Raw genomic sequence first — 21,909 nt, forward strand, 5'->3', positions numbered from 1 at the left:
TATGATAACAGTTAAAGAAGTACATACCAAAAAGGAAATGAAAGACTTTGTTTTATTTTCCTTTGATTTATTTAAAAACAACCCTTATTGGGTACCTCCATTAATTTCAGAAGAAATGGAAACTTTTGACAAAGAGAAGAATCCAAATCTTAAAAATTGCGACATTCAATTGTATTTGGCTTATAAAAACAATATGATTGTAGGAAAAGTAGCTGCTATTGTAAATTGGCAAGAAGTAAACCAATTAAACAAGAAGAAAACGCGTTTTGGTTGGTTTGATGTTATCGATGACATTGAAGTTACTAAAGCTCTTTTGGAAAAAGTTGAAGAATTTGGAAAAGCAAAAGGAATGGACCATTACGAAGGACCATTAGGTTTTTCAAACCTCGACAAAGTAGGCGTTTTAACTGAAGGGTTCGAAGAATTAGGCACTATGATTTCATGGTACAGTATGCCGTATTACAAAGAACATTTTGAAAAACTGGGTTTTAGCCCTGAAAAAGAGTACCAAGAAAGTGTTTTCTCAATGCTTGATGTAAACCCTGCACCATTCATTAGAGCAAGTCAGATGATTAAAGAGCGCTACAAACTTACAGCATTAAACTTCAAAAAATCTGAAGAAATCATGCCGTATGTTGATCAAATGTTTGACTTATTTAACAAAACGTATTCCGTTTTACAATCCTTTGTTGCTGTTACTCCAGAACAAATTGAACACATCAAAAAGAAACACATCAGTTTCATTAATCCGGAGTACATCAAATTCATTATGGATGAAAACAATAATATGATTGCTTTCACCATTGTAATGCCAAATTTTGCTAAAGCACTTCAAAAAGCAAACGGAAAATTATTCCCTTTTGGATTTTGGCACTTGTTACAAGCGAAAAAACACTCTAAAGAAGCTGTATTCTATCTAATAGGTGTAACTCCAGAATTTCAAAACAAAGGGGTTACCGCAATTATTTTTGAAGAATATTACAAAGTATTCGAAGCCAAAAATATTAATACCTGTATCCGTACACCAGAGTTAGAAGAAAACAATGCGATGCATAATTTGTGGAAAAATTTCAATCCGAGAATCAACAAACGTCGAAAAACATATTTGAAAAATTTTAGATAACAGCATAAAAAAGCCATCGAAATGATGGCTTTTTTTATTATTATATTTTATTGAGATTACTCAACATTTTCAACATTTGCTTCAGCAACTGCTTTATAAGTACCGTTTGTTAATTTCTCGCGGATAGCTTCAAAAGCGGCTAAAGTTTCATTGATATCTTCCATTGTATGAGAAGCAGTAGGAATCATTCTCAATAAGATGATACCTTTTGGAATTACTGGATAAACCACAATAGAAAGGAAGATTCCATAATTTTCACGTAAATCATTTACCATTACCATTGCTTCTGGAATAGAACCTTCTAAATATACTGGCGTAATACAAGTATTAGTATCTCCAATATTGAACCCTCTATCCTTTAATCCGTTTTGTAATGCATTTACGTTTTCCCATAATTTATCTTTAATTTCAGATGAATTACGTAAAATCTCCAAACGTTTTAACGAACCAATCGTTTGAATCATTGGTAACGCTTTAGCAAACATTTGCGAACGTAAATTATATTTTAAATAATCAATAATATCTTGATCTGCAGCTACGAAAGCTCCAATATTAGCCATAGATTTAGCAAAAGTCGAAAAGTACACATCAATACCATCTTGACAACCTTGCTCCTCACCTGCTCCAGCTCCTGTTTTACCAAGTGTACCAAAACCATGTGCGTCATCTACTAATAAACGGAAATTGTATTTTTCTTTCATAGCAACAATTTCTTTTAATTTTCCTTGTTGACCACGCATTCCAAATACACCTTCAGTAATAAAAAGTATTCCTCCACCTGTTTCCGTAGCCATTTTAGTAGCACGTTGCAAGTTTTTTTCCATACTTTCTAAATCATTATGCTTGTATGTAAAACGTTTTCCCATGTGCAAACGAACACCGTCAATAATACAAGCATGAGAATCTACGTCATAAACAATGATATCATTTTTAGTAACCAAAGCATCTATAATAGACACCATACCTTGGTAACCGAAATTCAATAAGTATGCTGCCTCTTTTTGTACAAAAGCTGCCAATTCATTTTCTAATTGCTCATGGTATTTCGTGTGACCACTCATCATACGAGCTCCCATTGGATATGCTGCACCCCAGTTTTGTGCTGCCTCAGCATCCGCTTTTCTTACTTCTGGATGGTTTGCTAAACCTAAATAATCATTTATTGACCAGTTTAATATACGCTTACCATGGAAATCCATTCTCGGTCCAAGTTCCCCTTCTAACTTAGGAAACACATAATATCCTTCAGCTTGAGATGCCCACTTTCCTAGAGGTCCTTTATTTTGTTGTATTCTTTCAAATAAATCTTTTACCATAATACTTATTGTTTTAAAAACGAGGCAAAAATAAGAATTAAAATGACTTAATAATAATTTTTTTTAATTGTATAAAATCGTTGTGTATTTGAAATATTAAATTACCTTTGCACCCGAACGCACAGCAATGTGGTTACACGTTCACCATAAAAGTCGGGGGCTCCACCTCGGCTTTTATACTTTTATACCATTTCGTTTTTGTAACTTTGATGTTTATACATAATCCATTTCAAAATGCAACTCGTTTTCGCTTCTAACAATCCCAATAAAATTGCTGAAATCAAAAAAATGTTACCCGCTTCTATAACACTATTAAGTTTAGAAGATATTGGTTGCACAGAAGATATTCCAGAAACAGCTGAAACTATAGAAGGAAATGCCATTTTAAAAGCAAATTATATTACCGAAAAATACGGATACAATTGTTTTGCCGATGATACCGGATTGGAAGTAAAAGCTTTAAATGGCTCTCCTGGGGTTTATTCTGCTCGTTATGCAGGCGAACAAAAGAATGCAAACGACAATATGGATAAATTACTTTCTGAACTTTCGAACTCAGAAGATAGAACAGCACAATTTAAAACCGTAATTGCACTGAACCTTAACAAGCAACAAAAGCTGTTTACAGGAATTATAGAAGGTACAATTATTTCTGAAAAAAGAGGCGATAAAGGCTTCGGATACGATCCCATTTTTACTCCAGAAAACCACACTACTACCTTTGCAGAAATGACAATGGATGAGAAAGCAAAATTAAGCCATAGAGGAATTGCGACTAGAAAGCTAATTGAGTTTTTAGGCAGTCTTGATTTTTAAAACAGGTAAACTCCAACCATAACGAACAACCGCTAAACGGAATATTATAATAAAAAGAGAGGTTAAAAGTTCGTTTACTGAGTTATCCACTTCAATTTCACGCAAAACAAAAAATAACACACCGCCAACAATACAAATTGTTGCATAAATAGTCCCTTTACGCAATAACAACGGAATTTCGTTACATAAAATATCACGAATAAGCCCTCCAAAACTAGCCGTAATTGTTCCTAAAGCAATACAAATAGTAGGATGTAAACCGTATTCTAACCCTTTCTCGATACCAATTAAAGTAAATACCCCTAATCCAATTGTATCAAACAAAAACAATGAAATACGTAATTTATTAAGGTAATTTCGAAAAACAATCGCTACAACATAAGCAGCGATAATCAAGTATACATATTGTAGATCAACCATCCACCCAACAGGCGTTCTTCCTATCAAAGTATCACGTAAAGTCCCTCCACCTAAAGCCGTTACAAAAGCAATAATAAAAACCCCAAACAAATCGAGCTTTTTATTAATTGCCGCCAAAACACCTGAAATGGCAAAAACAAACACACCTATAATATCTAAAACTTCTATCATTGCTTTTCAACTAAGTTACTAGCAAATGTAACAAGATTTCATTTTTTTAAACAACTATTCTAAACAACAAAAACACTTTTTATAACACTACAACACCTAATCAAAGTTAACTTTTTGAAAATCAATAGCTAACAAATTAGATTATATGATTAATTAAATGTACCTTTGCACCCAATTTTAAATACATACATGAATAAATTTGAACAATTAGGTCTAAACGAATCGCTTCTGCTCGCGATCAAAGACCTTGGATTTGAGAATCCATCGGAAGTACAGGAAAAAGCGATTCCCCTATTATTGGAAAAAGACACAGACATTGTAGCGTTGGCGCAAACCGGAACGGGTAAGACTGCAGCGTTTGGTTTTCCACTTATTCAAAAAATTGATGCTGAAAACAGAGAAACACAAGCATTAATTTTATCGCCTACAAGAGAGTTATGTCTTCAAATTACAAATGAAATTAAGTTATACTCAAAATACATAAAAGGATTACACACTGTAGCCGTTTATGGAGGAGCTAGTATCACAGAACAAGCAAAAGACATACGTAGAGGAGCACAAATTATTGTGGCTACTCCAGGAAGAATGCAAGATATGATTAACCGTGGAATGGTTAACATTAAAAACATTAACTATTGTGTATTAGATGAAGCAGATGAAATGTTAAACATGGGATTCTATGAAGACATTACTTCAATTTTATCAGATACACCAAAAGAAAAAAGCACTTGGTTATTCTCTGCAACTATGCCACAAGAAGTAGCACGTATTGCAAAAGATTTCATGAGAAAACCATTAGAAATTACGGTTGGACATAAAAATTCAGGTAACGAAAATGTATCGCACGAGTTTTATTTAGTAAGCGCTCGTGATCGTTATGCAGCTTTAAAACGTCTTGCTGATGCTAACCCAGATATTTTCTCTGTAATTTTCTGTAGAACCAAAAGAGACACACAAGCAGTTGCTGAAAAATTAATTGAAGACGGATATAGTGCTGCGGCATTACACGGTGACTTATCGCAAGCACAACGTGATGGCGTTATGAAATCATTCCGTGGTAGACAAATTCAAATGTTAGTGGCAACTGACGTAGCTGCTCGTGGAATTGACGTTGACGACATTACACACGTTATCAATTATCAACTACCTGACGAAGTAGAAACCTACACACACCGTTCAGGTCGTACAGGTCGTGCTGGAAAATCAGGAACTTCATTAGTAATTATCACTAAAAGTGAATTACGTAAGATTTCTGCAATCGAGCGTATCATCAAAATGAAATTTGAAGAAAAACCAATTCCTTCAGGAATGGAAATCTGCGAAATTCAGTTATTCCACTTGGCTAACAAAATTAAAGATGTAGAAGTAGACCACGAAATTGACACTTACTTACCTGCAATCGAGGAGGTTTTAAAAGACATTCCTAAAGAAGAATTAATCAAGAAAATGGTATCGGTTGAATTCAATCGTTTTATCAATTACTATAAAAAATCAAGAGATTTATCTTCTGACGGAGGAACTCGTAGAGAAAGTGGTGAAATGCCTACTGATGGCGCAGTTCGATTCTTCATTAATATTGGTGCTAGAGATAATTTCGACTGGATGTCATTAAAAGACTTCTTAAAAGAAACATTAGACTTAGGTCGTGACGATGTTTTCAAAGTTGATGTAAAAGAAGGCTTCTCTTTCTTTAACACCGATGCTGAGTTAGCTCCGAAAGTAATGGAAATCTTAAATTCATTCCAATTAGAAGGCAGAAAAATTAATGTTGAAATCTCTAAAAACGACGGCGGAAGCAATAGTAGAAGAAGAGATCACAATGGTCGTGGCGGCGAAAGACGTGGCGGCGGTGGTTTCAGAGGCGAGAGAAGCGACAGAGGCTCAAAAGGTGGTGAAAGACGTGGCGGAAGCGAAAGACGTGGAGACAGTAAACCTGGAGAACGTAAATTTGAAAAAAGAGGAACTGAAAGCCGTGGTCGCAGAAGCGAAGGTGGTGAATCTAAAGGTTTTTTTGAAAAAGCAAAACGCTCAAGAAGAAGTTAACAACTTATTAGTTAATTTTCTTATAAATTAAATATAAACTATAAAATATCTCAGTTTGATTTGTATTTTTGAATCAATAATCAACGCATGAGATATTTTATAGTTTTTTTATTTTTACTCGTTACCCATTTAGGCTTTAGCCAAAATGACACCATAGTAAGTATTATTGAAGGCACAGTTATAAATAACACTACACGCCTACCCATGAGCAACGTTCACGTCATCAATACAACTCGTGTAAAAGGAACCGTAACCGATGGAAATGGCTTTTTTGAAATTCATGCTCGTGCAAATGACACTTTACTTTTCTCCTATTTAGGGTTTGAAACTATAAAACTAAAAGTAACCCACGACTGGGTGAAAAACAAATCATCTAAAGTAGCCTTAACAGAAAAAGCATATGCTCTTGAAGAAATTATCTTGGGGCAATATAACTTGACAGGTTATATGGAAGTTGACACCAAATTAATCCCCGTAAAAGAAGATAATTACCGTTATAGTATTTCGGGATTAAATGCCGGATACGAAGCCGGAAACAAATCACCTGGTGCCGTAACCAAGGTATTACAATCTATTTTCAATCCTGCTGATTTTCTTTACAATGCTTTTGGTAAGCGACCAAAACAAATGAAGAAGTTGAAGGAAATGAAAAAAGATGACACTGTGCGTGAATTATTGGCTACCAAATTTGACCGTGAAACCCTAGCTGCACTATTAGAAATCGACAAAGACGATATTCCGCTTATTTTGCAAAACTGTAATTATTCGGAATACTTTATCAAAACAGCTAACGATTTACAAATCATGGATGCTATCAGTTCGTGCTACGAAGAGTATAAAATCTTGAAGAAAAACAAATAATTAATTATCCTTTTACTTTAGCTTCTTCAAATAAAAGCTTAATATTTTCGTAAGAATTCTCTAAAACTTTAGAAATATCGTTTGGGTTAATCCATTCTACTTTTTCAATCCCCTCCTCTATTTGTCCTTGAGGAGTTCCTTGATACGCAGTTTTCATTTCGTACCAATACGTTACTTTTAACTTATAACGACCGTTACGTTTGAAAATATGATAGGTCTTTTGCAGCTTTTGTACAATTGACAATCCCGTTACACCTGTCTCCTCTTCTACTTCTCGAATTGCCGTTTGTTCCATGGTTTCATTCTTCTCCGTTCCACCCTTTGGAAGGTCCCATTTTCCATTACGAAAAATGAAAAGCACTTTTCCTTCGTCATTATAAACCAATCCTCCTCCAGCTTTTACAACAGGTATTTTTGCCCTTAAAGTTTTCATGATAAGTTTTTCGTCCGGATGGTACAAAAAAGCACTTGAAATTTTATTTTGATACATTTTCACAATAAGCTTCTTGATATCAATACTTTCTAGAAGAAAAATTTGAAAATCTGTCTCTTTTTGAACCTCATTTGTCAAAAAAAGTGACTTATCGTTAACAAAAACTTTATACATTTGCAATATGATTTTTAATAACAACACTGCCGAACAAACAGCCGAATTGCTTTTACAAATAAACGCAATTAAATTAAATTCTAAAAATCCTTTTACATGGGCTTCAGGCTGGAAGTCTCCAATTTATTGCGATAACCGCATAATCCTTTCATTTCCAGCGGTTCGTAATTATGTAAGAGATGAATTTGCCAAACATATCGAAGATAAATTTGGTCGTCCAGACGTTATTGCTGGTGTAGCTACAGGTGCAATTGGAATAGGAATTTTAGTTGCTGAAGCTATGGGACTACCATTTGTTTATGTTCGCCCAGAAGCTAAAAAACACGGTCGCCAAAACCAAGTAGAAGGTCACTTCGAAAAAGGTCAAAACGTTGTTGTAGTGGAAGATTTAATCAGTACAGGTGGAAGTAGCTTACAAGCTGTAGAAGCATTACGTAACGAAGGTGCCAACGTAAAAGGTATGGCTGCAATTTTTACTTATGGCTTTGATATTTCGGTTGAAAAAATTGCTGAAGCAAAACTAGACGTATTCACGTTAAGCAATTACGACAACTTATTGAAAAGAGCGGTAGCAAAACAATATATTAATGAAAACGAAATGGCTACTTTACAAGAATGGCGCAAAAGTCCATCAACTTGGAATGTAGAAGTATCGAAATAAAAAACAAACTATGAATTTAGAAAGCCCAAAAGTTACCATAGACAAGTCTGCAGCTTACATTTTTAATGCATTAACAGACGTTAAAAACTTTGAAAAATTAATGCCAGACAACATTGCTAAGTTTGAAGTATTAGACAACGACGCTTTCATTTTTGGCTTAAAAGGGATGCCTGAAATCAAATTAAAAATGAAAGACAAGCAAGAGTTTTCTAAAGTAATATTAGGAGCTGCAAGCGACAAACTTCCTTTTACATTAACAGGTAACATTAATAGCCTTGACGAAAACAAAAGTGAAGTACAACTCTTATTTGAAGGGCAATTCAACCCAATGATGGCTATGATGGTAAAAGGGCCTATCAGTAAATTCATTGAAACTTTAGCACAGAACATGGGGAAATTATAATTTTCCTTTTCCATACAAAATCAAAAGCTCCTATTAAAAATAGGAGCTTTTTTTTTATGATAAAACTCATTTAACCAAACCCTTGAACACTTTAAAAAGACTTTATAAAGCATATATTTACAAAAAGCATTCAAAACAGTATTCTTTCAACAATTCATAACACACTAAAACATGGTGTTTTAACAAAAAAAAATAGATAAAAATTTTAACCTATTGTTTTAAATATACAACCAATTTTCCTTGACCAGCAGTAGTTAATGATAATATACCATTTCCTCCATCATCAACACTATTAATTATATCACATGTAAAACTACCATCATTTGAATCAATCACTTGTAAAAAAAGCTGATTATTTCCTGAGTCTATTCCATTACATGTATTTGTTATTGCATAATAATCGGTATATATTAAAATATTATCTTCATAACGTTTAATCTGACCATTAGTTAAAAATTCAATTTTATCGCTTATACTGTTTTCTCTTACCCACACACCTAAAATTCTCTTTGATGCAGATTCAGTATCATTATCTAAGGATGCTATAGATGAAATTTTACAACTCAATTGTAACATTAATACTAAAACACAAAAAACTATTAATGATTTCATTTTTAAAACTATTACTACATTTTCAAATATAAAAAAAACAATTCGTAAAACGATGTAAAAATAAATAATAGCTCTTTTAAACCTAAGTCCTTTGAAAAATACAAACCTAGAATAATTATTTACCAAATGGAATTACCAGTTTGTTGATAAAATAACTCAATAAAAATATAGTTAAAACATACAAAATAAAATCTTGAATCAATTCAAAATTATAATTAGAAATACCATCCGCAGATCCAACTCTAAAAGGGATATTTAAATCGTATTTAAACAATAATACAATAATAACGAAAAATAAACTAGAAACCCATTTATTAATATTTTTACTTTTTAATACAAAGTACATTAAAATGGAAATAAGAATATATACCCAAAAGTGGAACAAAAAATCTAAACAAATGTATCTGTACGAAATTATAAACTTATTCCACACATGAACTTTATAGCGCAAAGGAAAAACATTAAACCATTCAAGTATTAATTGAAAAATAGTTTTACTCATAAACGCCAATAGTGATACAAATAACAGTCTTAAAAAATTTAAACACATAACATTTAAATGTTTAGAATTAAATGTACACATTATTATAAGAATAAAAAAAGGCTCAGATACATCTGAGCCTTTAAAAGTAATAAGGGTGAAAGACGGGTCTCGAACCCGCGACCTTCGGAACCACAATTTTATTAAGCACGAAAAACAACAATTTCAAAGCTGGTTTACAATACATTAAAATACATTTTTTAGCAAAAAGTATTCAAAATAGTATTCTTTTAATATTTTACAAAACATTAATTTACAATGCATTAAATATAATTACATTATAAATAATTTTTACAACTTATTCATTACAATATTATTTGGAACACTAAAGTAAGGTTCGTTAGGATGCTGTTCAAAATAAGTATTTCTTTTTTCAAACATATCTAACCTAAATTTTAGATTGTATTGATTGTTACCAATAGGCATTAAAATTAAATCTACAGGAAATGTTTCATTATTTCTTTCATAATCAGTAAAAGACATGTTTAATTTTCCAAATTCTTTGATTATACCTGTTGGGTATTCATCTTGTGGAGAATTATAAACTAGCTGTCCATTTTCATATTTTTGGTAGGTTATATATAATGCATCTATAAAATGGTTATCATTAGTAAGCGCAAAAACGTCATGGTATTTAGTGACTTTAGTTAAAGTAATTCTAAATTCTTTATTGCCATCAACATACCTCCATGTGCCAATGTAAGACAACATATAATTATTAATATCTTTAATATAATATTGACCATTTTTGTAATGTTCATTTTGTCTATTTCCAGCCATATCAACAATAGTTTGGGCGGAAGAGAAAGAATAGACAAGCGTAGTTATTAAAATGTAAATTGTATTTTTCATAATTATTTTTTTTTAGATTTTTAACAAGGAGTTTTATTTATATCGTTTTCAGAAGAATTTAATTCTAATTTTTTCCAATTTTCAAAATTTTCATCGGCTTCATAATATTCAATACCAAGTTGGAAATTTTTCAAAAATTTTAAAAAACCAATGTTTTGTTCATTTTTTGGTTTCCCATGTGCCATATTATTATCCAAGTAAAATTTATTGACTTTTTCTCTGTAAGGTATATTTGTTTTATAGACCAATGTAAATACTTGTAATTTCATTAAATCAGTCAATTTTATCGCATAATTTCCTTCATCACATACTAAGTAATATGCGAATTCATTATTTTTAACTAATGAGTTTTGTTGCTTACTTAATGTAATTATATCTTCTAATGCAGTAATATCATTAGGTGCAAAAGTACCTATATGTTTGTAAATTGAGTTCTTCAAATGATTATGAGCAACAGCTTTTAAACTTGTATGATATAGTATGTTAGGAGTATGCTGTGAAGTTCCAAATCACCATAAGCTTTTGGCGCTTTCATTTTAAATTGACTTTCGGAAATTCGTTGTACTTCAAAAGATTTTTGATAATTACTTTTTGAAATTATTTCTTCTTCGAGTTGACAACTTAAAATTCCAAACATTGCAAATAATAAGAGTAACTTAATTTTCCTAACTTTTTGTTTCACACAAGAATTTTAATTGTTTTTATAATTCTGTAATATTAATCATTTTTTATAAAAAATAACGTCATACAACTTATTAAAAATAAATAAATTTAAAAAACACACTGATAATAAATTAATTAAAAAAACAAGAATAAAATAAACGCATAAAAAAAGGCTCAGATACATCTGAGCCTTTTAAAAGTAATAAGGGTGAAAGACGGGTCTCGAACCCGCGACCTTCGGAACCACAATCCGACGCTCTAACCAACTGAGCTACAATCACCATTTGATTTTAAACAAAACATTTTTAAACTCTTTGCGAAACCGCCTTCGTTAATCCTGTTTTGCGAGTGCAAATATAGACGTTTATTACAATCTTGCAAAAGTTTTTTTTACTTTTTTACAATAAATTTTCTAAACTACTGACAGCCAAATATCTTTCTGTAGTAAAACCTTCAGCAAAATCCACACCAACAAGCCTTCCAAGGTCCTGAGCACGGTATTGAATGCTATCTAAAAAGTTTTTGGAGGTAATTGGAGTCACAGGTTCATCTGAACTTGGGTCGTAAAATTGCGTACCATACGCCAATACCGATTCCATCTTTTTATCCATAAATCCCGAAATATCCACTACAAAATCAGGTTCTATGTTTTGCCATTGTATGTAATGATACACAACCTTAGGACGCCAATGTGTTTGAACCTGTCCATCAAGTTCCGTTTCAATTTTGGATAAACCGGATAAAAAGCAAGCATCACTTACCAGCTTGCTCCCTTTACCGTGATCAATATGACGATCGGTAACAGCATTGCATAACACTATTTCGGGCTGGTACTTACGAATCATCTTTATAATCTCCATTTGATGTTTTTCATCATTCGCAAAGAAACCGTCTCTAAATCGAAGATTTTCACGTACAGCAACTCCTAATATAGCTGCTGCCTTTGCTGCTTCTGTATCGCGTATTTCGGCCGAACCACGTGTACCCAATTCGCCACGTGTCAAATCAACTATTCCAACCTTTTTTCCTAAACTTATTTCTTTTGCCAATGTACCACTACACCCCAATTCCACATCATCAGGATGCGCTCCAAAAGCCAATATATCTAATTTCATCATATTACTCTTTTAATTGTTTCCGATTTGTTCACCGTTTCAAAAAACTCGCTCTCTGGATTACTAGCTGCCGTTATACCACAACCAACAAAAATACTAGCAATGTTCTTTTCTACTTTCATACAACGCAAGTTTACAAACAAATCAGACATAGTAGTTGCTAAACCATCTAAGTTATAATTTAATTCTCCTAAAAAGCCTGCATAAAATTCCCGATTGTAATTTTCATTTCCCAATATAAAATCTTTTGCTAAAACTTTTGGAAAACCACACACCGCTGGAGTTGGATGTAATACTTCCAATATATCTTTAAAACGAGACTCATCTTCCAATTTTGCTGAAATATCCGTCTTTATGTGTACCAAATTACCCGCAGTATACGAATACGGACTTGACACCGTTTCTTCAGATACGTATTTTTTTATGTTATCCAATATAAAATCAGTAACGAGTTGTTGCTCCACTTTTTCTTTTTCACCCCACTCTTCCGAAAGTTTATCTTTTGTCTTGGTTCCAGCAAGCGCAACAGTATGAATAACATTACCATCTGCTTTTAACAACTGCTCTGGCGTTGCACCCATCCACATTCCTATTTTGGGATGGTAAAAACAATATTTAAAAGCATTCGGATAATAATGAAGTAATTTTTTAAAACTGAGTTCCACATCAAAACTTGTTAAAGTAACTTCCTCTTTCCTAGAAACTACAATTTTACTACAACTCCCCAATTCAATTTCATAGACAGCCTTGGCTACTAAAGCTTCAAAATCACTTTTCACTGCAGCAGAATAATTGTTTGCTATTGGGTTAGAAATAAATGCTGTTTTATCTATTGAATTTAGTTCTTTAATAACTTCAGAAAATTCAAGTGGAATGATTGCTTTTGTGGAATTATCAAATGAATTAAACACAAAACCGCTCTCGTTGTACTTTTCAACAAAGTACAAATGATCGTTACGCTGAAATATCCCGATGGTTTCATCAGCGATGGGTTTTGAATAAATCACAAAAGGCAATTGCTGCTTTAAATGTGTATTTAATTTTAAAAACAATTCAGTCATTTTAGCGTCGTCTTGGCAAAACCATATTCGATAATTTACATAGTGAAATCAAACTGTCGTTTTCATCAACAATTCGAATTTCCCAAAGATGTATACTTCTTCCTTTGTGAAGAATTCTTGCAGTTGCATAAACTGTCCCTTCGCGTTTACTTTTTAAATGATTGGCACTAATCTCGATACCTCTTACCTCTTGTAATTCTGGATTTACAAACATTAAAGAAGCGGCGCTACCTACACTCTCTGCAAGGGCTACACTTGCTCCTCCATGCAACAAACCCATTGGTTGGTGCACTCTTGGATTAACTGGCATTTTTGCCGTTAAAAAATCTTCTCCTGCATCAATAAATTCAATTTCCAAGGTTTCCATCAAGGTGTTTTGACACATTTTATGAAATTGTGCTAAAACTTTATCTTTATCAAACGACATATCTTTTTTTGGTAAAATTACTATATATTTTCGCTTTAAAAAAGCAACAGACTATTTCTTAACTATATTCGTTTATAATAAATAAATATTTATTTTTACCAAAATATCCTTATACCATGCTACGATACATCTTAATTATCGCTTCAATAATCACACTTACGCTAACTTCTTGCCGCAATGATTTTAACTTTGAAACCAGCACAGGAGAACTTCGTTTTTCAAGAGATACGGTTTATTTGGACACCGTTTTCACCAACACTAGTTCAAGCACTTATACTTTAAAAGTATACAACAAGAGTAACAAAAACATTTCGATTCCTAGTTTACAACTCGAAAAAGGTGAAGCATCAAATTATCGCCTGATGGTAGATGGAATGCCGGGTAAAGTGTTTCAAAACGTAGAATTATTAGCAAAAGATAGTTTGTTTGTATTTATTGAGGTAACCAGTGACGTAGCACAAGCAAACCCTACTGATTTCCTATATACCGATCGCATTCTATTCGGTACAGGAGTCGCAACACAAAAAGTGGAATTGGTAACACTCATACAAGATGCTTATTTTATTTACCCAAAACGCACGCAAAATCCAGACAACTCATACACCTATGAAGGCATTAACCTAGGTGTTGATGAAGAGGGAAACCCAATTACCATTTATGGAATGGAACTCGACGAAAATGACCCCATAAATGGCAATGAATTAGTATGGAACAATACCAAACCCTATGTTGTCTATGGCTATGCTGTGGTACCTCCTACCAAAACTTTAACAGTTGAAGCAGGTGCACGTATTCATTTTCATGCCGAATCGGGTTTAATTGTAGCGAATAATGCTTCACTAGTCGTTAACGGGGAACCTTCCCAAACCGAAGCTTTAGAAAACGAAGTCATCTTTGAAGGAGATCGTTTGGAAACAGAATACAGTGAAGTTCCTGGACAATGGGGAACTGTTTGGTTAACACAAGGCAGTCATTCAAACTCGCTTAAAAATTTAACCCTAAAAAATGCGGTTATCGGTTTGTATGTAAACGGAAACGATGGCAGTAATACTACAACCACAACATTGGATAACGTTCAAATTTACAATTGCACCAATTACGGTATTTATGCTACAACCGGTTTTATGACAGGGCAAAATGTGGTAGTTAACAACTGTGGGCAAGCTTCATTTGCCGGCTCATTTGGTGGTAGCTACGATTTTACACATTGTACTTTTGCTAATTATTGGGCAAAACCCAACCAAAATAGTGTACAACTTGACGATTATGATGGTTCTGCTACTTATGAACTAGTACAAGCTAATTTTAAAAACTGTATCATTTATGGATCAACAAACTTTGGCTTAAAGCTGAATCAAGTAAACACAAGTTTCAATTACCAATTTGAAAATTGTTTAATCAAGTTTGCCGATTTCAGCAACCAATTTACTAACGATCCGCTATATGACTTTGATGATAGTAATCATTACCTAAACTGCTTGATTGCTACCAATAATTCAATCAACAATCCTGATTTCAAAGACGCGGATAACAACGAATTAATTATAGGTGAAGATTCTGCTGCAAAAGGAGCAGCTAATTTCAATTATTCATCTGGAACTTTTGACATTTTAAACAATTCAAGAACAAACCCTTCTGATATTGGTGCCTATAATTTTATTATCTTTGAGTAAATCACTTAACTAAAATATTATGAAAAGACATTTTTTACCTGTTTTTTTAGCTGCTATTAGTTTAGTTGCTTGTAAAAAAGAAGAACCAAAAACAGAAGAAACTCCTGTAGTAACGGAAGACCTTGTTGTTGCAGAAGAAGTAGTTAATGAAACACCTCCAGACTCAGCAGCTGTCATGAAAGCTTGGAACGATTACATGACACCTTCCAAAGCTCACGAAATGCTTGCAAAAGATACTGGGATTTGGGATGCTGATATGACTTTTTGGGATCCTAATAACCCAGAACCACAAAAAGCAACTTCACAAGCGGAATACAAAATGATTTTAGATGGTAAATACCAAGAAGGTAAATTTACAGGAAAAATGTGGGGAATGGATTTTGAAGGTCGTGGATTAACTGCCTTTGATAATGCCGCTCAAGAATACATTGCAACTTGGATTGACAATTTTGGAACAGGCCTTCTAGTGACAAGAGGTGCATATGATGAAAACAGTAAAACCCTGACCATGCACGGCAACATGGTCGACCCTGTAACCAAAAAAGAGAAAAAAGTCAAAGAAGTAATTACCTATATTGATGAAGACCATCAAAAAATGGAAATGTACGATTTGAAAGACAATGGCACCGAATTTAAAACCATGGAAATCCTTTCCAAAAGAAGAAAATAACACTAAAAAAGCTGCTAAAACAAAATGGCAGCTTTTTTTTGTTTAACAAGTTAATTTTATGTTTTGAACTTCTAACTTTTTAGAATAAATTTGCACTTTAAAAACAACAACACATCCGGAGCGTACCGAACTGTTTGGAACGCAGCGGAATAAAACAATCACATACAATGATTCATTTCTTCGGAAACCAATCCAGCAAAGTTTTTGCAGTTCAATCGCAAAACGAATTATCGACAGAAGATGTTAGTAAATTAAACTGGCTTTTTGGAAATGCTCATAAAATAGATAAATCCGTTCTTGCGGATTTTTTTGTTGGACCGCGAGCGGCTATGATTACACCTTGGAGTACTAATGCTGTTGAAATCACCCAAAATATGGGAATTTCAGGAATCATTAGAATCGAAGAATTTGAAAAAGTATTGGAAAACTTTACTGATTTTGACCCAATGCTTTCTCAAAAATACACGGAATTAAACCAAGACATATACACCATCAATGTTAAACCGGAGCCTATCTTAGACATCGATGATATTGAAGCGTACAATCAATCTGAAGGCTTAGCCTTAAGTCCTGAAGAAGTAGAATACTTAAATAACTTAGCAGTAAAATTAGAGCGTAAATTAACAGATTCTGAAATTTTTGCTTTCTCTCAAGCCAATTCTGAGCACTGTCGTCACAAAATTTTCAACGGAACGTTTGTAATTGATGGAGAAGAAAAAGAAACGTCTTTATTCAAATTAATCAAAAAAACGTCTCAAGAAAATCCAAACGATATTGTTTCAGCTTATAAAGACAACGTTGCGTTCTTAAAAGGACCAAAGGTTACGCAGTTTGCACCTAAAAGTGCTGACAAACCAGATTTCTACCAAGAGAAAGAATTTGATTCTGTACTTTCATTAAAAGCAGAAACGCACAACTTCCCTACTACTGTTGAACCTTTTAACGGAGCTGCAACGGGTTCTGGAGGAGAAATCCGTGACCGTTTAGCAGGTGGACAAGGTTCATTGCCTTTAGCCGGAACGGCAATCTACATGACCGCTTATTCGCGTTTAGAAGAAAACAGAGAATGGGAAAAAGCGATGCAAGCTAGACCATGGTTGTACCAAACACCAATGGATATTTTAATCAAAGCTTCAAATGGAGCTTCTGATTTTGGTAACAAATTTGGTCAACCACTTATTACAGGTTCTGTTTTAACTTTCGAACACGAAGAAAACAACCGTAAAATTGGTTACGATAAAGTAATCATGCAAGCAGGTGGTATTGGTTACGGAAAATTAGATCAAGCTATCAAACACAAACCAAAAGAAGGTGATAAAATCGTTATTTTGGGTGGTGAAAACTATAGAATTGGTATGGGTGGTGCTGCGGTATCATCTGCAGATACTGGTGCTTTCGGTTCAGGAATTGAGTTAAACGCAATTCAACGTTCGAACCCTGAAATGCAAAAACGTGCAGCTAATGCTATTCGTGGTTTAGTGGAAAGCGATGAAAACCCAATCGTTTCGATTCACGATCATGGTGCAGGTGGACACTTGAACTGTCTTTCTGAATTAGTAGAAGAAACGGGAGGTTTAATCGATTTAGATAAATTACCTGTGGGTGACCCTACCCTATCGGCTAAAGAAATCATTGGTAACGAATCGCAAGAAAGAATGGGATTGGTTATCGGTCAAAAAGACATCGATACTTTACAACGTATTGCTGATAGAGAGCGTTCTCCAATGTATGAAGTGGGTGATGTAACAGCAGATCATCGTTTTACATTTGAATCAAAAACTACAGGTGCAAAACCTATGGATTATGCTTTAGAAGATTTCTTCGGAAGCTCTCCAAAAACTATAATGACAGATAAATCAGTTACGACAAACTATGCTGATTTAACGTATACAACTAAAGAAGTTCCAAACTACTTGAACCAAGTTTTACAATTAGAAGCTGTAGCGTGTAAAGACTGGTTAACAAACAAAGTAGACCGCTGTGTAGGTGGACGTGTTGCAAAACAACAATGTGCTGGACCATTACAATTACCTTTAAATAATGTTGGAGTTATGGCTTTGGATTTCAAAGGTAAAGAAGGTATTGCTACTACTGTTGGACACTCACCTGTTTCAGCTTTAGTAGATCCTGCTGCTGGTTCACGTAACGCTATTGCAGAGGCTTTATCAAACATTGTTTGGGCGCCATTAAAAGACAATTTAAAGTCAGTTTCTTTATCAGCAAACTGGATGTGGGCTTGTAAAAACGAAGGTGAAGATGCACGTTTATACGAAGCAGTACAAGCTTGTTCAGATTTCGCAATCGAATTAGGAATCAACATCCCTACAGGAAAAGATTCGTTATCGATGAAACAAAAATATCCAAATGATGAAGTAATTGCACCAGGTACTGTAATTATTTCAGCTGCTGGAAACTGTTCAAATATTACTAAAGTAGTTGAGCCTGTTTTAAAACGTAATGGCGGAAACATTTACTATTTAAACTTATCACAAGATTCGTTTAAATTAGGAGGTTCTTCTTTTGCGCAAATTTTAAATAAAATAGGTTCTGAAGTTCCTACAATTAAGGATGCTGCTTATTTCAAAACAGCATTCAACACTTTACAAGACTTAATCAAAGAACGTAAAATTAAAGCGGGACACGATATTGGTTCTGGAGGTTTAATTACGACTTTATTAGAAATGTCATTTGCTGATGTAAACTTAGGAGCAAACTATGACTTATCAGTTTTAGGCGAAACAGATACTGTTAAAACGTTATTCAATGAAAACATCGCTGTTGTTTTCCAAGCTGATGCAGAAGTTGAAGCTACTTTCAAAGCAAATGGTGTTGAAATTTTCAACATTGGTAACGTAGTGGAAGGTAATATGGTAACGGTAACAAATAATGCCGATACTTTTACTTTTGATGTTACAGCAACTAGAGACACTTGGTACAAAACATCTTTCTTATTAGACAGCAAACAATCTAAAAACGGAACAGCTCAAGAGCGTTACGATAATTATAAAAACCAAGCGTTACAGTTTACTTTTCCAACAGATTTTGATGGTAAAGCACCTGTAATCGACAACTCTAAACCACGTCCAAAAGCAGCTATTATCCGTGAAAAAGGAAGTAATTCGGAACGTGAAATGGCAAATGCAATGTACTTGGCTGGATTTGACGTGAAAGACGTTCACATGACGGATTTGATTTCAGGTCGTGAGACTTTAGAAGATATCCAATTCATTGGAGCTGTAGGTGGTTTCTCAAACTCTGACGTTTTAGGTTCTGCTAAAGGTTGGGCTGGAGCTTTCTTATACAACGAAAAAGCAAATACAGCATTGAAAAACTTCTTCAAGCGTGAAGATACTTTATCAGTTGGTATTTGTAACGGATGTCAATTGTTTATGGAATTAGAAGTAATTAACCCTGAGCATGAAGTTCATGGTAAAATGCACCATAACAATTCTCAAAAACACGAAAGTGGTTTTACATCGGTAACTATCCAGAAAAACAACTCAGTAATGCTTTCTACTTTAGAAGGTACTACTATGGGAGTTTGGATTTCTCACGGAGAAGGTAAATTTAAACTACCATACAGCGAAGATCAATACAACATTGTAGGTAAATATGCTTATGAAGGTTATCCTGCAAATCCTAATGGTTCTGACTTCAATACTGCTATGATGTGTGATGCAACAGGTAGACATTTGGTAACAATGCCTCACATTGAGCGTTCAATTTTCCCTTGGAACTGGGCAAATTACCCAGAAAGAGGTCAAAAAGATGAAGTTACACCTTGGGTTGAAGCTTTTGTTAACGCTAGAAAATGGATTGAAGAGAAAAACAATTAATAAAATCTTCTTTAACACATCAAAATCCCTGCAATTAAATGCAGGGATTTTTTTATATGCACGCATAATACATTGCTAATCAATTCAATACACTGAAAACCAAACATATCCATTAAGAAAACCTTAAAAAAACCATTAAATCTCTATATTTTTTTTAATTTGCATCCACTAATTTTCTAAAAATGAAAAAAATTACTAGGATTTTTGATTTTCCATATTATCAATTGGAAACGTACAATCTTACAGATGCTTTTGTAACAAAAGTAAATGGTAATTGGATTAAAACTTCTACAGCCGAATATATTGAAAAAGCTAATGCAGTTTCTAAAGCTTTACTTCATTTGGGTATAAAAAAAGGCAGTAAAATAGCATTAATATCTTCAAACAATAGAACCGAATGGAACATTATGGATATCGGTATTTCACAACTTGGCGCTGTTTCTGTTCCTATATATCCAACAATTTCTTCGGAAGAATTTGAATACATTTTCAATCATTCTGAAGCAGAACTATGTTTGGTTTCGGATGATGCATTATTTCAAAAAATAGACGCATTAAAAGGAAAACTCTCCTTTCTAAAAACGATTTATTCTTTTGATACCGTTTCAGGTTGTAAAAATTGGTCAGAATTAATTGATTTTGGAAAATCACTACATAACGATGACGAATTAGAAAACGTTAAAGCAACTGTAGCAGCAGAAGATTTAGCAACTATTATTTACACTTCTGGTACTACAGGAAAACCAAAAGGCGTAATGCTTTCCCACAATAATTTAGTAAGCGACACTTTAGCTTGTTTTAAAAGAGTTCCAATAAAACTTGGAGAAAGTAAAGCATTAAGTTTTTTACCAATTTGTCACGTATTTGAACGCGTACTTACTTACATCTATCAATATTCTGGAATTTCTATCTATTACGCTGAATCGATTGATAAAATTGCCGATAACATTAAAGAGGTTAAACCAACAGTAATGTCAGTTGTGCCACGTCTATTGGAAAAGGTATACGATAAAATTATTGAAAAAGGCACACAACTTAGCGGCATTAAAAAAGCCTTGTTCTTTTGGGCTGTCAGCTTGGGCGAAAAATACGAACCTTATGAGGCTAACGGATGGTGGTACAGATTGCAATTGAGTATCGCAAACAAACTTGTTTTAAGTAAATGGAAAGAAGGTTTAGGAGGAAAATTAGAAGTTATCGTTTCAGGTAGTGCTCCATTACAACACCGTTTGATTCGTTTGTTTACCGCTAGTCAAATGACCGTAGTTGAAGGTTATGGATTAACAGAGACATCGCCTGTAATCTCTGTAAACGACATGAGAAATAAAGGTTTTAAAATTGGAACTGTTGGAAAACCTTTAGATAATATTGAAATAAAAATTGCAGAAGATGGTGAAATCCTTTGTAAAGGTCCTATTGTGATGATGGGCTATTACAAAGACGAGGCAAAAACAGCCGAAATTATCAAAAACGGTTATTTCCACACCGAAGATATTGGAGAAATTGATGCTGATGGCTTTTTGAAAATCACCGATCGAAAAAAGGAAATGTTTAAAACTTCTGGAGGTAAATATGTAGCGCCGCAACTTTTAGAAAACAGCTTTAAACAATCACGTTTTATTGAACAAATCATGGTTGTCGGTGAAGGACAAAAAATGCCAGCTGCATTAATTCAACTTGACTTTGATTATGTTAAGGAATGGGCAAAACGCAAAAACATCAATATCGGTAACACGAATGCAGAAATCGCACAAAATCAAAATATAAAAGATCGCATTCAGCAAGTTTTAGATACTATTAATCCCAAATTTGGAAAATGGGAACAAATTAAAAAGTTTGAACTCACTCCAGATGTTTGGTCAATTGAAGGCGGACAACTTACCCCTACTTTAAAACTCAAACGAAAACAAATTTTGGCACTTTATAACGAATTATATGATAAAATCTACAACAATTAATTTTTGTAGATTTTATATATTCAACAGCAACAGCAGTATATTGATATTACAATAAAAAAAACGTTAATTATTTTTATATT

21 protein-coding genes and 1 tRNA gene are annotated in these 21,909 nt (G+C 33.6%); 10 read left to right on the forward strand and 12 right to left on the reverse strand.

The window, feature by feature from the left end:
* Position 1 precedes the first annotated feature (1 nt).
* On the forward strand, positions 2 to 1,123 hold the full coding sequence (locus tag ACFS5J_RS04455; RefSeq protein ID WP_379810826.1) for a GTP cyclohydrolase: 1,122 nt from the start codon (positions 2 to 4) through the stop codon (positions 1,121 to 1,123).
* A 56-nt stretch (positions 1,124 to 1,179) separates the two neighbouring features.
* On the opposite strand, the gene ACFS5J_RS04460 is transcribed toward ACFS5J_RS04455, so the two are convergent.
* Positions 1,180 to 2,439 carry an aminotransferase class I/II-fold pyridoxal phosphate-dependent enzyme gene (locus ACFS5J_RS04460; protein WP_379810827.1) on the reverse strand — a complete coding sequence of 420 codons (1,260 nt, stop codon included), beginning with the start codon at positions 2,437 to 2,439 and terminating at the stop codon, positions 1,180 to 1,182.
* A gap of 234 nt (positions 2,440 to 2,673) precedes the next feature.
* Here ACFS5J_RS04460 and ACFS5J_RS04465 point away from each other — a divergent pair, with 234 nt between their 5' ends.
* On the forward strand, positions 2,674 to 3,255 hold the full coding sequence (locus ACFS5J_RS04465) for a non-canonical purine NTP diphosphatase (RefSeq protein ID WP_379810828.1): 582 nt from the start codon (positions 2,674 to 2,676) through the stop codon (positions 3,253 to 3,255).
* On the opposite strand, the gene ACFS5J_RS04470 is transcribed toward ACFS5J_RS04465, so the two are convergent.
* Positions 3,235 to 3,846 (reverse strand): trimeric intracellular cation channel family protein, encoded by a 612-nt coding sequence (locus ACFS5J_RS04470; protein WP_379810830.1) that lies wholly within the window; start codon positions 3,844 to 3,846, stop codon positions 3,235 to 3,237. The two genes, ACFS5J_RS04465 and ACFS5J_RS04470, sit on opposite strands and share 21 nt — an antisense overlap.
* Before the next feature lie 189 nt (positions 3,847 to 4,035).
* Between ACFS5J_RS04470 and ACFS5J_RS04475 the strand changes: the two genes are divergently transcribed.
* Entirely contained in the window at positions 4,036 to 5,889 is a 1,854-nt protein-coding gene (locus tag ACFS5J_RS04475) for a DEAD/DEAH box helicase (RefSeq protein ID WP_379810832.1), read from the forward strand.
* Positions 5,890 to 5,976: 87 nt separating this feature from the next.
* Positions 5,977 to 6,750, forward strand: coding sequence for a carboxypeptidase-like regulatory domain-containing protein (locus ACFS5J_RS04480; protein WP_379810833.1), 774 nt, complete (start codon positions 5,977 to 5,979; stop codon positions 6,748 to 6,750).
* Positions 6,751 to 6,754: 4 nt separating this feature from the next.
* On the opposite strand, the gene ACFS5J_RS04485 is transcribed toward ACFS5J_RS04480, so the two are convergent.
* Positions 6,755 to 7,357 (reverse strand): NUDIX hydrolase, encoded by a 603-nt coding sequence (locus tag ACFS5J_RS04485; RefSeq protein ID WP_379810834.1) that lies wholly within the window; start codon positions 7,355 to 7,357, stop codon positions 6,755 to 6,757.
* Positions 7,358 to 7,364: 7 nt separating this feature from the next.
* Here ACFS5J_RS04485 and pyrE point away from each other — a divergent pair, with 7 nt between their 5' ends.
* Both pyrE and ACFS5J_RS04495 read left to right on the forward strand, forming a co-directional pair.
* The gene (pyrE, locus tag ACFS5J_RS04490) at positions 7,365 to 8,018 is read left to right on the forward strand and encodes an orotate phosphoribosyltransferase (RefSeq protein ID WP_379810835.1); all 654 of its coding nucleotides are present in this window, start codon (positions 7,365 to 7,367) and stop codon (positions 8,016 to 8,018) included.
* Positions 8,019 to 8,028: 10 nt separating this feature from the next.
* Complete coding sequence (locus tag ACFS5J_RS04495; protein ID WP_379810836.1) at positions 8,029 to 8,421, forward strand: SRPBCC family protein; 393 nt, start codon at positions 8,029 to 8,031, stop codon at positions 8,419 to 8,421.
* Positions 8,422 to 8,631: 210 nt separating this feature from the next.
* On the opposite strand, the gene ACFS5J_RS04500 is transcribed toward ACFS5J_RS04495, so the two are convergent.
* The 9 genes from ACFS5J_RS04500 to ACFS5J_RS04540 all read right to left on the reverse strand — a co-directional run bounded on the left by ACFS5J_RS04500 (position 8,632) and on the right by ACFS5J_RS04540 (position 13,692).
* On the reverse strand, positions 8,632 to 9,033 hold the full coding sequence (locus ACFS5J_RS04500) for a hypothetical protein (protein ID WP_379810837.1): 402 nt from the start codon (positions 9,031 to 9,033) through the stop codon (positions 8,632 to 8,634).
* Positions 9,034 to 9,148: 115 nt separating this feature from the next.
* On the reverse strand, positions 9,149 to 9,379 hold the full coding sequence (locus ACFS5J_RS04505) for a hypothetical protein (RefSeq protein WP_379810838.1): 231 nt from the start codon (positions 9,377 to 9,379) through the stop codon (positions 9,149 to 9,151).
* 486 nt (positions 9,380 to 9,865) lie between these two features.
* On the reverse strand, positions 9,866 to 10,426 hold the full coding sequence (locus ACFS5J_RS04510) for a DUF6705 family protein (protein WP_379810839.1): 561 nt from the start codon (positions 10,424 to 10,426) through the stop codon (positions 9,866 to 9,868).
* 20 nt (positions 10,427 to 10,446) lie between these two features.
* Positions 10,447 to 10,866, reverse strand: coding sequence for a hypothetical protein (locus tag ACFS5J_RS04515; protein ID WP_379810840.1), 420 nt, complete (start codon positions 10,864 to 10,866; stop codon positions 10,447 to 10,449).
* Between the two features lie 20 nt (positions 10,867 to 10,886).
* Complete coding sequence (locus ACFS5J_RS04520; RefSeq protein ID WP_379810841.1) at positions 10,887 to 11,108, reverse strand: hypothetical protein; 222 nt, start codon at positions 11,106 to 11,108, stop codon at positions 10,887 to 10,889.
* Positions 11,109 to 11,295: 187 nt separating this feature from the next.
* Positions 11,296 to 11,371: transfer RNA gene (locus ACFS5J_RS04525), tRNA-His, on the reverse strand.
* A 116-nt stretch (positions 11,372 to 11,487) separates the two neighbouring features.
* Positions 11,488 to 12,204, reverse strand: coding sequence for a bacillithiol biosynthesis deacetylase BshB1 (gene bshB1 / locus ACFS5J_RS04530; protein ID WP_379811473.1), 717 nt, complete (start codon positions 12,202 to 12,204; stop codon positions 11,488 to 11,490).
* Positions 12,204 to 13,265 carry a chorismate-binding protein gene (locus ACFS5J_RS04535; RefSeq protein WP_379810842.1) on the reverse strand — a complete coding sequence of 354 codons (1,062 nt, stop codon included), beginning with the start codon at positions 13,263 to 13,265 and terminating at the stop codon, positions 12,204 to 12,206. Before ACFS5J_RS04535 ends, bshB1 begins: the two co-directional genes overlap by 1 nt.
* A gap of 1 nt (position 13,266) precedes the next feature.
* Positions 13,267 to 13,692 (reverse strand): PaaI family thioesterase, encoded by a 426-nt coding sequence (locus ACFS5J_RS04540; protein ID WP_379810843.1) that lies wholly within the window; start codon positions 13,690 to 13,692, stop codon positions 13,267 to 13,269.
* A 116-nt stretch (positions 13,693 to 13,808) separates the two neighbouring features.
* Here ACFS5J_RS04540 and ACFS5J_RS04545 point away from each other — a divergent pair, with 116 nt between their 5' ends.
* The 4 genes from ACFS5J_RS04545 (at position 13,809) to ACFS5J_RS04560 (ending at position 21,829) form a co-directional block, all read left to right on the forward strand.
* Positions 13,809 to 15,365 carry a hypothetical protein gene (locus tag ACFS5J_RS04545; protein ID WP_379810846.1) on the forward strand — a complete coding sequence of 519 codons (1,557 nt, stop codon included), beginning with the start codon at positions 13,809 to 13,811 and terminating at the stop codon, positions 15,363 to 15,365.
* A gap of 19 nt (positions 15,366 to 15,384) precedes the next feature.
* Positions 15,385 to 16,035, forward strand: coding sequence for a DUF1579 domain-containing protein (locus ACFS5J_RS04550; protein ID WP_379810848.1), 651 nt, complete (start codon positions 15,385 to 15,387; stop codon positions 16,033 to 16,035).
* Between the two features lie 167 nt (positions 16,036 to 16,202).
* Positions 16,203 to 19,871, forward strand: coding sequence for a phosphoribosylformylglycinamidine synthase (gene purL / locus ACFS5J_RS04555; RefSeq protein WP_379810849.1), 3,669 nt, complete (start codon positions 16,203 to 16,205; stop codon positions 19,869 to 19,871).
* Positions 19,872 to 20,053: 182 nt separating this feature from the next.
* Positions 20,054 to 21,829, forward strand: coding sequence for an AMP-dependent synthetase/ligase (locus tag ACFS5J_RS04560; protein WP_379810850.1), 1,776 nt, complete (start codon positions 20,054 to 20,056; stop codon positions 21,827 to 21,829).
* The last annotated feature ends 80 nt before the right edge of the window (positions 21,830 to 21,909 follow it).

The organism is Flavobacterium chuncheonense (assembly GCF_042686145.1).
GTDB lineage: Bacteria > Bacteroidota > Bacteroidia > Flavobacteriales > Flavobacteriaceae > Flavobacterium > Flavobacterium chuncheonense.